Raw genomic sequence first — 14,642 nt, 5'->3', positions numbered from 1 at the left:
AACCGTCGGACAAGCGCTTACAACACGTTGATTGCTTGCTTTTGCAGTGGTGTCAAAAGTACCATGAGTGACCTGTTTGTGGAGGGGAAGGTCAATGTTTACGGGAAGTATTGTTGCACTGGTTACGCCGATGGACACCAAAGGTGCTGTCGATCGCGCGAGTCTGAAAAAACTGATTGATTATCATGTGTCCAGTGGTACTGCGGCGATCGTTTCCGTTGGCACGACAGGCGAGTCGGCTACGCTTAGCCATGACGAACACGGTGACGTGGTCATGCAAACGCTGGAACTGGCCGACGGGCGCATCCCTATTATCGCAGGCACCGGTGCTAACGCCACCGCCGAAGCGATTTCTCTGACACAACGTTTTGAAAAGAGTGGCGTTGTGGGCTGTCTGACAGTCACACCTTATTACAACCGTCCTACGCAGGAAGGCCTGTATCAGCACTTCAAAGCCATCGCTGAAAGCACCTCACTGCCGCAAATTCTCTACAACGTGCCCTCACGCACCGGCTGCGATATGTTGCCGCCGACCATCGCGCGTTTAGCAAAATTAAAGAATATTGTTGCTGTTAAAGAAGCAACAGGGAACTTAAGTCGTGTTAGTCAGATCCAAGTGCTGGTTGATGATGAAGATTTCATTCTGCTGAGCGGCGATGACGCCAGCGGTCTGGACTTTATGCAACTTGGTGGCAAAGGCGTCATTTCTGTCACAGCCAACGTGGCTGCCCGTGAAATGGCTCAACTTTGTGAACTGGCGGCCAGTGGCAATTTTGCCGAAGCACGTCGCCTGAATCAGCGCCTGATGCCGTTGCATCAGCATTTGTTTATAGAAGCAAACCCAATCCCGGTGAAATGGGCCTGTAAGGCACTGGGAATGATGGCAACCGATACTCTGCGTCTGCCTATGACGCCGTTAACAGATGCTGCCCGTCCGGTCGTGGAACAAGCACTTAAAAGCGCCGGTTTGCTGTAACTCTTAGGAAGATTTGATGGCCTCTTTATTTGACAAGAATAGTTTCCAGATGACCCGTTTGCAGAAAACAGCCGTAGCGAAAGTGGTCGGGGTTTCCCTGATTATGCTGCTGGCAGCCTGCTCCAGCGACCAGCGCTACAAGCGTCAGGTCAGCGGTGATGAATCCTACCTCGATGCGCCAGCGCTCAGTGAGCTTAAAGCACCGGCGGGCATGATTCTGCCAGTGCAGAATGGCACCTACGAAATCCGCCAGGGCGCGATGCAAGGCGCGGTGGGCAAACAGCTCGATATCCGTCCACCAATGCAGCCTCTGGCCTTGCTGAACGGCTCACAAACGCAGTTCGCCGGTGACAGCAGTACTGTATTGCTGGAAAACACCGCGCAAAACCGCGATTTGTGGAACAGCGTGGTGAAAGCCGTTCAGCAAAATAACTACAAAATTGCTAACCGTGACGACGCTAACCAGACGCTGACCACCGATTTCGTTGACTGGAATCGTGCAGATGAAGACTTCCAGTATCAGGGCCGTTACCAGATCAGCGTGAAACAGCAGAGCTACCAGTTAGCGCTGACCGTTAAAACGCTTGAGCTGAAACAGCAGGATAAAGCGGTGACCGCATCAGCTGAAATCCAGCGTTATAACAGCCAGATGATGAACTCGATCACCGCCAGCCTCGATAAAGTGCAGCAGGATACGCAGGCGCGTCTCGACAACCGTCGCGTCGGTGAAATCGACGTGCAGAGCGGCGCTGATGATACCGGTTTACCGGTGCTGATCGTGCGTACCACCTACGGCGCAGTGTGGGATCGTTTACCAAATGCACTGGCGAAAGCTGGCATGAAAGTGACCGACAGCAGCCGTCCGCAGGGGACATTGTCCGTTACCTACAAACCGTTGAATGACGATGCGTGGCAGACACTGGGTGCGAAAGATCCGGGCCTCTCTTCCGGTGACTACAAACTTCAGGTTGGCGACCTCGACAACCGCAGTAGCTTGCAGTTCCTTGATCCGAAAGGACATGCTCTCAGCCAGTCGCAGAACGACGCGATGGTGGCGGTCATGCAGGCCGCATTTAGCCAGAGCAGTGCAAAATAATACCAAGGGGCTTCGGCCCCTTTTTACATCTGTTTTTTCCACTGGAGTAAGTAAAGATGCAAAAGTTAGCTGAGTTGTATCGCGGCAAGGCGAAAACCGTCTACACCACTGAAAACCCGGACCTGCTGGTGCTGGAATTCCGTAACGATACGTCAGCACTGGATGGTCAGCGTATTGAGCAGTTCGACCGTAAAGGTATGGTTAACAATAAATTTAACCATTTCATCATGGCTAAGCTGGAAGAAGCCGGGATTCCGACCCAAATGGAACGCCTGCTGTCTGACAACGAAGTACTGGTGAAAAAACTGGATATGGTCCCGGTTGAATGCGTTATCCGTAACCGTGCTGCTGGATCGCTGGTAAAACGTCTGGGCATTGAAGAAGGTCTGGTTTTGAATCCGCCGTTGTTTGATCTGTTTTTGAAAAACGATGCGATGCACGATCCGATGATCAACGAGTCTTACTGCAAAACCTTCGGTTGGGTGAACGAAGAGCACCTGGCGCGTATGAAAGAGCTGAGCTACAAAGCCAACGACGTGTTGACCAAGCTGTTTGACGATGCCGGTCTGATTCTGGTCGATTTCAAACTCGAGTTCGGTCTGTTCAACGGCGAAGTGGTGCTGGGTGATGAGTTCTCACCAGACGGCAGCCGCCTGTGGGACAAAGAGACGTTGAACAAGATGGACAAAGATCGTTACCGCCAGAGTCTGGGTGGCCTGATTGAAGCCTACGAAGAAGTCGCTCGCCGTATCGGTGTGAAACTGGACTAAGCAACGCTTAGTTTTTAACCCGGACGCGCAATCGTTTCCGTCGCGGGCTTATGCTAAAACGGGTGGTAGTTTCGCCACCCGATCTTTATCCCGCATTTAATTTCCTCTTTTTTACCCTGATTTATTTCATTTAATTCCTCCTGACCTAAAATTACGTCCCTGCGCGGATGGTATAAATCGCGCACGCTGGCTAGTCTTTATAAAAACAGTCTGGAGGTGGAGTATGCGTTGGCAAGGGCGTCGCGAAAGCGACAATGTAGAAGACAGACGCGGACAGGGATCCAGCGGCGGCGGTGGCCTGGGTGGTGGCGGTATGCGCCTGCCAATCCGTGGCAAAAGCGGCATTGTGATTATTATCGTGGTACTGGTCGCCGGGTATTATGGTATCGATCTTTCTCCACTGATTGACGGCGGACAATCCGGCAACGTACAGCGCCAGACGCAATCCCAATCCATCAGCCCGAAAGATGATGAGCAGGCGAAATTCACTTCCGTCATCCTCGCGTCGACGGAAGATACGTGGAAAGACATTTTCCAGAAACAGGGGATGACGTATCGCGAACCGAAACTGGTGATGTATCGTGGCGCGACCCGTACCGGTTGCGGAACCGGCCAGTCGGTGATGGGGCCGTTCTATTGCCCGGCGGACAGCACGGTGTATATCGATCTCTCTTTCTATCAGGAATTGCAGAACAAACTGGGCGCGGGCGGTGATTTTGCACAGGGTTACGTAGTCGCCCACGAAGTAGGTCACCACGTGCAGAATCTGCTGGGCATTGAGCGCAAGGTGCGGCAGTTGCAGCAGGGTGCGTCGCAGGCGGTGGTGAATCAACTGTCGGTGAAAATGGAATTGCAGGCCGACTGCTACGCCGGTGTCTGGGGCCATTCGATGCAGGAGCAAAACGTCCTTGAAGCAGGCGATCTGAAAGAAGCACTGAACGCCGCACAGGCGATAGGCGATGACCGTTTGCAACAGCAAAGTCAGGGGCGTGTAGTGCCGGACAGCTTTACCCACGGCACCTCTCAGCAGCGCTATGACTGGTTCAAACGCGGTTTCGATACCGGTAATCCGGATCAGTGCAATACCTTCGGCAGCCTCTGATTTCGCGCAGACGCGACCATTCAGTTCTGGTCTGCCCGCAAAAACTGTTCAATAATCAACGACCGATTCAGAAAGGCTCTCCGGAGCCTTTCTGCCTTTCTGACAGGAAACGCAGGGAACGCTATGGCTTTTCTCGATCCAACCCTATTGATCTTACTGGTCTTCGCCGGACTGGGCATCATCAGCCACAACAGCGCGGTGACTATCGCGATGTTTTTCCTGCTGACAGTGCGCATCACGCCGCTCAATACCTTCTTCCCGTGGATTGAAAAATATGGCCTGACTATCGGCATTATTATTCTCACCATCGGGGTGATGGCACCGATCGCCAGCGGAAAAATCAGCGCCAGCACCGTGGTCCATTCTTTCTTTCACTGGAAATCCATCGCCGCTATTTTGGTGGGCGTACTGGTATCGTGGCTCGGCGGACGGGGCCTCACGCTGATGGGCACTCAGCCGCATCTGGTCGCCGGTTTACTTGTCGGTACGGTGCTTGGCGTGGCGCTGTTTAAAGGTGTGCCGGTCGGGCCGCTGATCGCCGCCGGGCTGCTCTCCATGCTGGTCGGGAAAACCTGAGATGCCTGTCGTATCGGTCGCATCGTTACAGCAACAGATGCTGCGCCGTGGCGTGCGGCGCGTGCTGGTGTTCAGCGGTGAAGCGGACTGGTGCGTGGCGCAGGCTCTCGAATTTTCGGGCCAAAGCGCGGGGGACTGGTTGTGGATCAGTGATTCGCCGCCTGTGGGAGTGAACGCCTGCTCACCGACTGCGGCGCATTCGCTTCTCGGTCAGGATTTTTTGCACGGCATTTTTGATGCCCGCGCCGGGTTGAACGTGGACGCACTGGCGGCGTTTTCCGGAACACTTAAGGCCGGAAGCTGGTTGATTTTGCTGGTGCCAGACTGGTGCCGCTGGTCGCAATTACCTGACGCCGACAGCCTGCGCTGGAGCGAACAACCACAGGCGATCCCCACGCCGCGTTTTATCCGTCGTTTTCAGGCATTACTGGAAAGCACGCCGCACGTCGCGCTGTGCAGGCAACATCATCCTTTTTCACTTTCCCCTTTACCGCCTGCGCCTGACTGGCTGCCGCCTGATGGCCAACCGACGCCTGAGCAGCAACAGATTTTACAAAGGCTGATGCAGGCCAAATCCGGTGTGTGGGTACTGACTTCGCCGCGGGGTCGCGGTAAGTCGCGTCTTGCGGGAATGCTGACCGCGCAGTGGCCGGGCACCTGCCTGGTGACTGCGCCGGGTAAAGGTGCTGTGAATCAGATCCTCGCCCATGCGCCTGAATCCACCCGTTTTATCGCACCCGATGCCCTGCTGATGATGTGCCGTGAAGCCGCGGTGGATGATGCGGACTGGCTGATTATCGATGAAGCCGCTGCTATTCCCGCACCGATGTTGACGGAGCTGGTGGCGGCTTTCCCGCGCGTATTACTTACTACCACGGTTCAGGGTTACGAAGGCACCGGACGCGGATTCCTGCTGAAGTTTTGCGCTTCGCTGCCGCAGTGGCAGGATCTGCGGCTGATCGCGCCAATCCGCTGGTCGGAACAGGATGTGCTCGAACCCCTGATAAGCGATGCGTTGCTGTTCGGTGAACCCCTGACGAAGGTTAAAAACACAAACGTATCTTCTGCTATTTTTTCCCCCGCTGCTGACGACTGGCTGCGCAAACCCGCGCTGTTAGAGGATTTCTACGGTCTGCTGACCAGTGCGCATTACCGCACGTCGCCGCTGGATTTACGCCGTCTGCTGGATGCGCCGGGTATGACCTTCAGCGCCGCCCGACAGGGTGATACCTTAACCGGCGCGCTGTGGCTGGTAGAAGAAGGCTTGCTGAGCCCGGCGCTGGCGCATGACGTCTGGGCTGGAAGACGACGTCCGCGCGGCAATCTGGTGGCGCAGTCACTTGCCGCCCACGCCGGACTGGTGCAGGCGGCGGTATTGCGGTCGCGGCGCGTCAGCCGTATTGCTGTGCACCCGGCGTCCCGGCGTCAGGGTATCGCGCGCGCTTTGCTGGCGGAGGAAAAACAGCGCGCAACGGAGCAAGGTTTGGATTTCCTTTCGGTGAGTTTTGGTTATACCGATGATCTGGCGGCGCTGTGGCAGCAGGCGGGTTTTCGCCTCGCGCGTATCAGCACGCAGAAAGAGGCCAGCAGCGGATGCTATGCGGTGATGGCGATACTACCACTGAGCCCGGCAGGGCATGCGCTGGCGCAGACGGCTGAACAGCAGCTTTACCGTGACTGGCGCTGGCTGGCACCGCTGATGGACATTACTTTGCCGCTTCCGCTTGCCGCAGAGGCGGCGCTCAATGAGGCTGACTGGCGCGAGCTGGCTGGCTTCGCTTTCGCGCACCGGCCGCTGGAAAGCAGTCTGCCCGCGCTAAACCGCCTGCTCATTAACAGTTACTTGCCCCTTCCCTTGCTGCGGGCACACCTGCAGCAAGGGAAAAATGCGGCGGAAGTTGTGCAGGCGGCGGGGTTATCGGGGAGGAAAGCGCTGGTTCAGCGCTGGCGACAAGAGACGCAGCAGGCGCTGGCGGAACTGGATCCCGCAGCCTGTGAACGCTGGAGGCAAGGGATTTAGCAGCGCGGAGTCATTGCAAAAAATGGAAAGACTCGTTCAATAAAACCCGATTTCACTGTCCGGCAGGCGGCGTATAGTGGCTGAATTAACATAAACGGGAGAGACCCATGAGCTCAGAACAGATTATTGTCCAGCAGCCGCAAGAGCGTGCAAACCAGCTGATTTTATTATTTCACGGCGTGGGCGATAACCCGATTTCCATGGGCGAAATTGGCAAGTTTTTCGCGGTGTCCTTCCCGCAGGCGCAGGTGGTGAGCGTCGGCAGCCCGGATATTTGTGATTTTGGCCGCGGCTTCCAGTGGTTCTCCGTACAGGGCGTGACAGAAAAAAATCGTCAGCCGCGAATTGATGACGCGATGCCGCTGTTTATCCAGATCGTCCGTGACTGGCAGCAAAAAACCGGTGTGACGCCGGAACACACCACGCTGGTCGGTTTCTCGCAGGGCACCATCATGGCGCTGGAATCCACCAAAGTGGAAGAGCATCTGGCGTCGCGCATCGTCGCGTTCAGCGGCCGTTTCGCCAATCTGCCGGAAAAACCGATAGCCGCAGGCACCGTGGTGCACTTTATTCACGGTGAGCAGGATCCGGTGATCAACCCGTTCCAGTCGAAAAGTGCCGCTGAGCGACTGAAATCTTTAGGCAGCGCTTGTACCTTGAACATTCAGGCGGGCATGGCGCACGGGCTGGACTCGCAGATGATCAATACCGCTATCTCGCATTTGCAAAACGATCAGCCGCAGTAATCTGAACATTGCCAACAAAAAAGGCAGCCATCCCGGCTGCCTTCGTTTTTACCGGCCTTACTTCTTCTTCGGCCAGTCATCGTCTTTATCCCACTCGGCATTATTATCGCGATGAGGTGGGATTTCAGGTTTGTCGTTGAGGTACTTTTTCACATCAACGCGTCGCAGTTCTTTAATGCCGCTGATTAACATCCCGAACAGAATGATCAGAATGATCCACCAGTAATCTTTAATCCACTCCATGGCGTGCTCCTTAAATTGTTATGTAGGTAGGGCGATGAATCTTGGGAAGATAGTCGCGATCTCGCTGATTATCCAGTCGGAGCCCGCTAAATCTTGCCCTTGCCATGCACTAATAAGTACGTCCGGCGTCAGTTGCGCCGCGCACAATGTGGCCAGCGGGCGATAACTCAGGTGCCAGGGTTCAATGGCAACTCCGCCACGGTCTTCGGCATAAGGACGGAAAAAGCCAAACTCCGCCATATGGTCTGACATCCAACAGTTCAGCGGATAAAAATACCCGCCTTGCTCATATTCCCACGGCTCCAGCTGTAACGTCTTTCCTTCGGGCAGCAGGTGCGGATCGTACACATCCAGATCACTGCCCCAGTGGTGACGACTGGCGCCCGGAAGCGCCGACCAGCGCAGGATAAACCCGCAGCGTTCAGCGTCAGAGCATCCGCTGATATCCAACGGTTGACTGTCTTTATCTAATACTGGTCGCTCGCCGCGAAATTTGCCATTCCAGATAGCCTGCTGGCGCTCAAAATCACGAAAAGTGCTGGCAGGCTGTAAATCAAACCCGGCTTCCCGCGCTGCCTGCTGCATCCGGGCGAATGCCTCTGCCGCCTGCTTTTGCAGACGGTGCGGCCCGTCGCCCAATGTGACCAGGTGCGCGGTTGAGCGCCCGGTCAGCATCTCATTGGTGATCATGCGACTAACTGCTCCATGATGCGCTGATACATGCGGCTAAGCACTTGCAGATCGGCGGCGTGTACGCATTCGTTGATCTTGTGGATGGTGGCGTTAACCGGCCCCAGTTCGACCACCTGTGCGCCCATCAGCGCGATGAAGCGTCCGTCGGAGGTGCCGCCGGTGGTTTGCAGCTCTGGCGTAATTTCACTGTAATGGCGTACGGCGTTGACCACCGCGTCCACCAGCTCGCCGCGCGAGGTCAGGAACGGCTGGCCGGAGACTACCCAGTTCAGGGTGTATTGCAGATTGTGACGATCGAGCAGCTCCGCCACGCGCTGTTTGATGATGTCATCGGTCAGTTCGGTGCTGAAGCGGAAGTTAAATTGCACGTAGAGCTCACCGGGAATGACGTTATTACTGCCGGTACCGGCGTTGATATTGGCGATTTGCATGCTGGTCGGCGGGAAGAATTCATTGCCGTTATCCCAGACGGTAGCCACCAGCTCGTTCAGTGCAGGCATCGCGCGGTGAACCGGATTATCGGCCAGATGCGGATAGGCGACGTGGCCCTGAACGCCGTGAATGTGCAGGTTGGCGGTCATGGAGCCGCGACGGCCATTCTTCACGATGTCACCGACGCGCGAAGTGCTTGAAGGCTCGCCGACCAGGCAATAATCCAGACGCTCGTTGCGTTCCATCAGCGCATTGACCACTTTAACCGTGCCATTAACCGCGCTGGCTTCTTCGTCGGAGGTGATGAGAAACGCCAGACGGCCTTTGTGATGCGGATTTGCAGCCACGAAACGTTCGGCGGCGACGACCATTGCCGCCAGCGAACCTTTCATGTCCGCCGCACCACGACCATAAAGCATTCCGTCGCGCAGCGTTGGCTCGAACGGACCGGTAACCCAGAGTTTGTGATCGCCGGTTGGCACCACGTCGGTATGGCCGGCAAACGCCAGCGTTTTACCTTCACCGCGCGTGGCCCAGAAATTCAGGGTATCGCCAAAAGGCATCAGTTCGATATGAAAACCCACCGCGCGCAGGCGGGCGATCATGATGTCCTGACAGCCCGCATCCTCCGGGCTGAGGGAAGGGCGGCGGATTAACTGTTGGGCGAGATCGACAACGGGGCAGCTCATGTTATTTCACCTCCGCGAGGAATTGCTGATAGGTCTCTGGTTTGAATCCCAGCAGAGACTGGCCATCGGGAGCCAGCAGAAATGGGCGTTTGATGATGGCCGCATGTTCCAGCATCACCGCTTTGGCATTGGTTTCGTTATCGCAGGCGTTGCGGGTGGCGTCATCAAGTTTGCGCCAGGTCGTGCCACGGGTGTTCAGCATTGCTTCCCAGCCCTGTTTGTCGATCAGATTCTGCAACAGCGCGTCGTCCAGCCCCTCAACACGATAATCATGAAACTGATAACTGACCGCGTTTTCTTCCAGCCAGCGACGGGCTTTTTTGACGGTATCGCAATTTTTGATGCCATAGAGAACAAATGAGGCTGAAGCTGAAGTCGTTGCCATAGAAAAACGTAACCTGTCAGTAATTATGAACTTTTCACCAGCACAGAATGCTGGCGCGAGGATAGGGCACATAATGAGGCAAAACGCGGGCAGGATCCAGACGGGGCGGGAGTGTGATCGTGATTAAAGAAACATGAGAGAAGTTTGGCTTGTACAAAAAACAGACGTATAATTCCCGCGTCCAATAAAGGGGAGTCAAATGTTAGAACAAGAGTTAGGTAACTGGAAAGACTTTATCGACCGTATGTTGAACGCGTAATTGCTGTAAAACTCAGGCCCGTAAAGCAAGACAGATTTATTTGCAGTGTCAGCCCGTCATTATAAAAACGTTTGTTCAGGAAGACCATTACGTCCGATTTAGCGACGATTCTTACACCAGTAAATCACTAATAAAAAAGGCGTTAATTCACATTAACGCCTTTTTTGTGGATTTTTTTCGCCGTTATTTCGCGTCGACGGGTGCCGTTTCTACGATGTCGGCAATGATCGGTTCACCGGATTTCCCCGGAAAACGGCGGCGGATCAGTACGAAGAACAGCGGCACGAAGAAGATTGCCAGCACCGTGGCGGAAATCATTCCGCCGATAACGCCGGTCCCCACCGCATGCTGACTGCCGGAACCTGCACCGGTGCTGGTCGCCATCGGTAACACGCCGAAGATAAACGCCAGTGAAGTCATCAGGATAGGGCGGAGACGCATTCTCGAGGCCTCCAGCGTAGCCGCCAGCAGCTCCTTGCCTCTGACGTTCAAATCATTGGCAAATTCGACGATCAGAATGGCGTTCTTCGCCGACAGCCCGATGATGGTCAGCATCCCGACCTGGAAGTACACGTCGTTTTCCAGCCCGCGCATCCATGTGGCGATCACTGCACCGAGCACACCGAGCGGCACCACCAGCATGACTGAGAAAGGAATCGACCAGCTCTCATACAGCGCCGCCAGACACAGGAACACCACCAGCAGGGAAATCGCATACAGTGCCGGAGCCTGCGAACCGGACAAACGTTCCTGATACGACAGACCGGTCCATTCGAGGCCGATCCCTACCGGCAGCTTCGCCACCAGTTTTTCCATATTATCCATTGCTGTGCCGCTGCTGACGCCTTCAGCCGGTTCACCGACAATTTCCAGTGCCGAGTAGCCGTTGTAACGCTCCAGACGCGGCGAGCCGGTCAGCCAGTAAGAAGTGGCGAACGCGGAGAACGGCACCATGGTTCCGGCAGAATTGCGGACAAACCAGCGGTTAATATCATCCGGCAACATGCGGAATTTCGCCCCCGCCTGAACGTACACTTTTTTAACGCGACCGCGGTCGACGAAGTCATTGACGTAGGAAGACCCCCACGCGGTGCTCAGCGTGCTGTTGATATCAGAGATAGCCACGCCCAGCGCCTGTGCTTTCACCTGGTCGATGTTGATTTGCAACTGCGGGCTGTCATCCAGCCCGTTATGACGCACGCGGGTCAGACTGCTGTCTTTGGCGGTCATTTCCAGCAACTGGTCGCGGGCAGACATCAGCGCGGCATGGCCCAGCCCGGCGTGATCCTGCAATTCCATATCGAAACCGGTGGCACTGCCAAGGCCGTTGATGGCCGGCGGGCTGCTGGCGATCACGCGGGCTTCGGTAATCTTATTAAACTCTTTAGTGGCCTGCTCAATCAGAGCGAACGAGGAGTCGTCCGCGCCGGTGCGGTCATCCCACGGGGTCAGACGTACGAACATACGCGCCACGTTTTGCCCGTTTCCGCCCGGTCCTGCGCCGATGGTGGAGAACACCGACAGCACATCTTTCTTGTCGGTATTGAGGAAGTATTTTTCGACTTTCTCGACCACTTTCTGTGTCTGCTGCAACGTCGAACCCGGCGGCAGCTGGATCTGAACAGTAAACACGCCACGGTCTTCCAGCGGCAGGAACGAGGTCGGTAATTTGATAAACATGAACGCCAGCGCCGCGACCAGCAGCGCATAACCGAGCATCCAGCGCACGCTGTTTCTCAGAATACCCGCCACGCCGTTTTCGTAGCGGCGGGCGTTGCGGTCAAACATGCGGTTAAACCAGCCGAAGAAGCCGCGTTTGCCGTGATGATGACCCTTTGCGATAGGTTTGAGAATGGTGGAACACAACGCCGGGGTCAGCGTCAGCGCCACGAATACTGAAAGCACCATCGCAGAGACGATGGTTATCGAGAACTGACGGTAAATCGCGCCGGTGGTACCGCCGAAGAAGGCCATCGGCACAAAGACCGCCGACAACACCATGGTGATCCCCACCAGCGCGCTCTGAATTTGCCCCATCGATTTACGTGTGGCGTCTCTGGGGCTGAGTCCTTCCTCGCTCATCACGCGCTCGACGTTCTCCACCACCACGATGGCGTCATCCACCAGCAACCCGATCGCCAGCACCATCGCAAACATGGTTAACGTGTTGATGCTGTAGCCGAACTGATGCAGCACGGCGAAGGTGCCTAGCAGCACCACGGGCACGGCGATAGTGGGGATCAGCGTCGCGCGGAAGTTTTGCAGGAACAGGTACATCACTAAGAACACCAGCACGATCGCTTCAAACAGCGTTTTCACCACGTCGGTGATTGCCGCTTTAACGAACGGAGTGGTTTCATAAGCGACTTCGGCTTTCAGGCCGTGTGGGAAGTAGTGAGAGAGTTCCTCAAGACGCGCGCGCACGGCTTTATCGGTTTGCAGTTCGTTGGCACCGGACGCCAGTTTCACGCCCATACCGGATGCTGCCTGACCGTTATAGCGGCTGAGCAGACTGTAGTTTTCCGCACCGAGACCAATTTCGGACACGTCGCCGAGTTTCACCTGCGAACCATCCTGATTCACTTTCAGCGTGATCTGACGGAACTGCTCCGGCGTTTGTAGCTGGGACTGGGCGTTGATGGTGGCGTTCAGCGCCTGAAAATCCACCGAAGGCGCGCCGCCGAGCTGGCCGACCGCCACCTGACTGTTCTGCGCTTTGATAGCCGCCACTACGTCGGCGGTGGTCAGCTGATAGTTATTCAGTTTGTCCGGATCAAGCCAGATGCGCATCGCGTACTGCGAACCGTAGGCATCGATACTGCCTACGCCGTCCACGCGGCTCAGCGGATCCTGAATGTTTGAGGCCACATAGTCGGCGATATCTTGCTTATCCATACTGCCGTCGGTGGAGACGAACGCCACCATCATCAGGTTAGTGTCACCGGTTTTGGACACCGTCACGCCCTGCGTTTGTACGTCCTGCGGCAAACGCTTGAGCGCCTGTTGCAGCTGATTCTGTACCTGTTGCAGCGCTTCGTTCGGGTCTGTCCCGGCGGTAAAGCTTAGGGTGATTTGTGATTTGCCATCGTTACTGCTTTGCGAAGACATGTACATCAGATTGTCGAGGCCGGTCATGTTTTGCTCGATAATCTGCGTGACGGTGTTTTCTAAAGTTTGTGCTGATGCGCCGGGGTAAGTCGCAGAGATGCGGACATTGGGCGGAGCCAGATCGGGATATTGTTCGACCGGCAAAAAGTAAATAGCCAGGGCGCCGGACAAGGAAAGGATGATCGCTAAAACCCAGGCAAAAATCGGGCGATCGATGAAAAAATTGGCCATGCGTCAAGAACCTCGTTATCACTCAGGCGGGAGTGACGAACATCAGCAAACAAACAGAACGTCAGTAATCTGACAAAAAAATCCACTGAGAAGCGTTTCCCAGTGGCAGTACTGTCCAAACAGGACGGAGCGAGTGTTAGAGTGTAGTTCTACGTCCAAGCACTTTACCTGCTCACATTGGATAAAACGTGGAGAAATAAAGGAGATAATGTAAAAAACCCCCTCCGTACACGGGGTTATGTTTCCTAAAATCTTCTACGCTTGGTGTGATCCTTTCCAAATAACACGACCGGAGTACGTTTGATGAATTTGAATTCGGTGTTTGCCCGCCGTCTGTATCTTTGCTGGTTGCTGGAAAATGAACAAAAACCTAACGTGCCGAAGTTGATGGAAATTACCGGATGGCCGCGCCGGACCTTACAGGACGTGCTTAAAGCGCTGCCGGGCATGGGCGTCGAACTCGATTTTGTGCAGCAGGGGATCCGCAATAATGACGGCTACTATCAGCTTTCCAGCTGGGGGCCGCTCGACAGGCAATGGACTGAACGTCATCGTGAACAACTCCTTGAAGCGATTTCACAAGGATGAGGATAGCGGGGGGAGAATAATCCGGCTAAGATGACGGGCTTCTCTCACCACTTCTGAGCGGGGGCATTGAATGTCATCTCAAGACGATTGTTTCTTAAACCAGTCATCAAAGATCGAAAACGTCCAAAGCGAGCTGTTGTCTGACAACTGGTACGTTCTGCGTAAATTCTCCTACGATTTAATCAAGCGCAATGGCGAACGCCAGCCGCAAACCCGCGAAGTGTATGACCGGGGCAACGGCGCGACGATCCTGCTCTACAACAAAATCAAAAAAACCGTCCTGCTGATCAAACAGTTCCGTATGCCGACCTATGTCAACGGCAATGCCACCGGCATGCTGCTGGAAACCTGCGCCGGTCTGCTGGATAACGATTCGCCGGAAGACTGCATCCGTAAAGAGGCAATCGAAGAGACCGGTTTTGCGGTGGGTAAAGTCGATAAGCTGTTTGAGGCTTACATGTCACCGGGCAGTGTCACGGAGATCGTTCACTTCTTCGCGGCGCAGTACGACGAATCACAACGCCAGAACGCCGGTGGCGGGGTAGAGGATGAAGATATTGATGTTCTGGAAGTGCCGTTTGCCGAGGCGCTTGAGATGATCAAAGATGGCCGCATCAAAGACGGCAAAACCATCATGCTGTTGCAGCATGCGCAAATTCAGGGCTGGATGGCGTAACCGTTTTTGAAACACCAAAGTGATGAATTGAAAAAGGCACCCGCGGGTGCCT

Annotated in this window: 15 protein-coding genes; 10 read left to right on the top strand and 5 right to left on the bottom strand. The window is 55.2% G+C overall.

Features of this window, described 5'->3' with window-relative positions:
* The first annotated feature begins 94 nt into the window (after window positions 1–94).
* From dapA to ypfH, 7 genes are all read left to right on the top strand, one after another.
* On the top strand, window positions 95–976 hold the full coding sequence (dapA, locus tag TU92_RS18365) for a 4-hydroxy-tetrahydrodipicolinate synthase (protein WP_112168624.1): 882 nt from the start codon (window positions 95–97) through the stop codon (window positions 974–976).
* A 16-nt stretch (window positions 977–992) separates the two neighbouring features.
* Entirely contained in the window at window positions 993–2,072 is a 1,080-nt protein-coding gene (gene bamC / locus TU92_RS18360) for an outer membrane protein assembly factor BamC (RefSeq protein WP_112168623.1), read from the top strand.
* Between the two features lie 56 nt (window positions 2,073–2,128).
* The gene (gene purC / locus TU92_RS18355; protein ID WP_056771346.1) at window positions 2,129–2,842 is read left to right on the top strand and encodes a phosphoribosylaminoimidazolesuccinocarboxamide synthase; all 714 of its coding nucleotides are present in this window, start codon (window positions 2,129–2,131) and stop codon (window positions 2,840–2,842) included.
* A gap of 223 nt (window positions 2,843–3,065) precedes the next feature.
* Window positions 3,066–3,944, top strand: a complete 879-nt coding sequence (ypfJ, locus tag TU92_RS18350; protein WP_112168622.1) for a KPN_02809 family neutral zinc metallopeptidase — start codon at window positions 3,066–3,068, stop codon at window positions 3,942–3,944.
* 123 nt (window positions 3,945–4,067) lie between these two features.
* The gene (locus TU92_RS18345; RefSeq protein WP_112168621.1) at window positions 4,068–4,520 is read left to right on the top strand and encodes a DUF441 domain-containing protein; all 453 of its coding nucleotides are present in this window, start codon (window positions 4,068–4,070) and stop codon (window positions 4,518–4,520) included.
* Window position 4,521: 1 nt separating this feature from the next.
* Complete coding sequence (locus TU92_RS18340) at window positions 4,522–6,540, top strand: tRNA(Met) cytidine acetyltransferase TmcA (protein WP_112168620.1); 2,019 nt, start codon at window positions 4,522–4,524, stop codon at window positions 6,538–6,540.
* A gap of 107 nt (window positions 6,541–6,647) precedes the next feature.
* Entirely contained in the window at window positions 6,648–7,286 is a 639-nt protein-coding gene (ypfH, locus tag TU92_RS18335) for an esterase (protein ID WP_112168619.1), read from the top strand.
* A gap of 57 nt (window positions 7,287–7,343) precedes the next feature.
* Here the strand turns inward: ypfH and TU92_RS18330 are convergent, their stop codons facing one another.
* From TU92_RS18330 to TU92_RS18315, 4 genes are read right to left on the bottom strand one after another with little or no spacing between them, the layout of a single operon-like run.
* A complete protein-coding gene (locus tag TU92_RS18330) occupies window positions 7,344–7,529 on the bottom strand; it encodes a YpfN family protein (protein WP_112168618.1) in 186 nt (61 codons plus the stop codon).
* A gap of 18 nt (window positions 7,530–7,547) precedes the next feature.
* The gene (locus tag TU92_RS18325) at window positions 7,548–8,219 is read right to left on the bottom strand and encodes a M15 family metallopeptidase (RefSeq protein ID WP_112168617.1); all 672 of its coding nucleotides are present in this window, start codon (window positions 8,217–8,219) and stop codon (window positions 7,548–7,550) included.
* Window positions 8,216–9,343 (bottom strand): succinyl-diaminopimelate desuccinylase, encoded by a 1,128-nt coding sequence (dapE, locus tag TU92_RS18320; protein ID WP_112168616.1) that lies wholly within the window; start codon window positions 9,341–9,343, stop codon window positions 8,216–8,218. Before dapE ends, TU92_RS18325 begins: the two co-directional genes overlap by 4 nt.
* 1 nt (window position 9,344) lies before the next feature.
* Window positions 9,345–9,728, bottom strand: a complete 384-nt coding sequence (locus TU92_RS18315) for an ArsC family reductase (protein ID WP_112168615.1) — start codon at window positions 9,726–9,728, stop codon at window positions 9,345–9,347.
* Window positions 9,729–9,927: 199 nt separating this feature from the next.
* Here TU92_RS18315 and ypfM point away from each other — a divergent pair, with 199 nt between their 5' ends.
* Entirely contained in the window at window positions 9,928–9,987 is a 60-nt protein-coding gene (gene ypfM / locus TU92_RS22640) for a protein YpfM (protein ID WP_112168684.1), read from the top strand.
* Between the two features lie 183 nt (window positions 9,988–10,170).
* Here the strand turns inward: ypfM and acrD are convergent, their stop codons facing one another.
* Entirely contained in the window at window positions 10,171–13,326 is a 3,156-nt protein-coding gene (acrD, locus tag TU92_RS18305; RefSeq protein WP_112168614.1) for a multidrug efflux RND transporter permease AcrD, read from the bottom strand.
* Between the two features lie 303 nt (window positions 13,327–13,629).
* Between acrD and TU92_RS18300 the strand changes: the two genes are divergently transcribed.
* The gene (locus TU92_RS18300; protein ID WP_112168613.1) at window positions 13,630–13,914 is read left to right on the top strand and encodes a winged helix-turn-helix domain-containing protein; all 285 of its coding nucleotides are present in this window, start codon (window positions 13,630–13,632) and stop codon (window positions 13,912–13,914) included.
* A 70-nt stretch (window positions 13,915–13,984) separates the two neighbouring features.
* Complete coding sequence (nudK, locus tag TU92_RS18295) at window positions 13,985–14,590, top strand: GDP-mannose pyrophosphatase NudK (protein ID WP_112168612.1); 606 nt, start codon at window positions 13,985–13,987, stop codon at window positions 14,588–14,590.
* Window positions 14,591–14,642: the final 52 nt, after the last annotated feature.

This window comes from Rahnella inusitata, assembly GCF_003263515.1.
Taxonomy (GTDB): Bacteria; Pseudomonadota; Gammaproteobacteria; order Enterobacterales; family Enterobacteriaceae; genus Rahnella; species Rahnella inusitata.
The sequence above is the reverse complement of the archived record's forward strand: the minus strand, read 5'-3'. Positions and strand labels throughout refer to the sequence as shown.

Bases quoted from the DNA above. Each gene is read 5' to 3' on its own strand.
- dapA (WP_112168624.1), top strand. From the start codon at position 95: ATGTTTACGGGAAGTATTGTTGCACTGGTTACGCCGATGGACACCAAA.
- bamC (WP_112168623.1), top strand. From the start codon at position 993: ATGGCCTCTTTATTTGACAAGAATAGTTTCCAGATGACCCGTTTGCAG.
- purC (WP_056771346.1), top strand. From the start codon at position 2,129: ATGCAAAAGTTAGCTGAGTTGTATCGCGGCAAGGCGAAAACCGTCTAC.
- ypfJ (WP_112168622.1), top strand. From the start codon at position 3,066: ATGCGTTGGCAAGGGCGTCGCGAAAGCGACAATGTAGAAGACAGACGC.
- TU92_RS18345 (WP_112168621.1), top strand. From the start codon at position 4,068: ATGGCTTTTCTCGATCCAACCCTATTGATCTTACTGGTCTTCGCCGGA.
- TU92_RS18340 (WP_112168620.1), top strand. From the start codon at position 4,522: ATGCCTGTCGTATCGGTCGCATCGTTACAGCAACAGATGCTGCGCCGT.
- ypfH (WP_112168619.1), top strand. From the start codon at position 6,648: ATGAGCTCAGAACAGATTATTGTCCAGCAGCCGCAAGAGCGTGCAAAC.
- TU92_RS18330 (WP_112168618.1), bottom strand. From the start codon at position 7,529: ATGGAGTGGATTAAAGATTACTGGTGGATCATTCTGATCATTCTGTTC.
- TU92_RS18325 (WP_112168617.1), bottom strand. From the start codon at position 8,219: ATGATCACCAATGAGATGCTGACCGGGCGCTCAACCGCGCACCTGGTC.
- dapE (WP_112168616.1), bottom strand. From the start codon at position 9,343: ATGAGCTGCCCCGTTGTCGATCTCGCCCAACAGTTAATCCGCCGCCCT.
- TU92_RS18315 (WP_112168615.1), bottom strand. From the start codon at position 9,728: ATGGCAACGACTTCAGCTTCAGCCTCATTTGTTCTCTATGGCATCAAA.
- acrD (WP_112168614.1), bottom strand. From the start codon at position 13,326: ATGGCCAATTTTTTCATCGATCGCCCGATTTTTGCCTGGGTTTTAGCG.
- TU92_RS18300 (WP_112168613.1), top strand. From the start codon at position 13,630: ATGAATTTGAATTCGGTGTTTGCCCGCCGTCTGTATCTTTGCTGGTTG.
- nudK (WP_112168612.1), top strand. From the start codon at position 13,985: ATGTCATCTCAAGACGATTGTTTCTTAAACCAGTCATCAAAGATCGAA.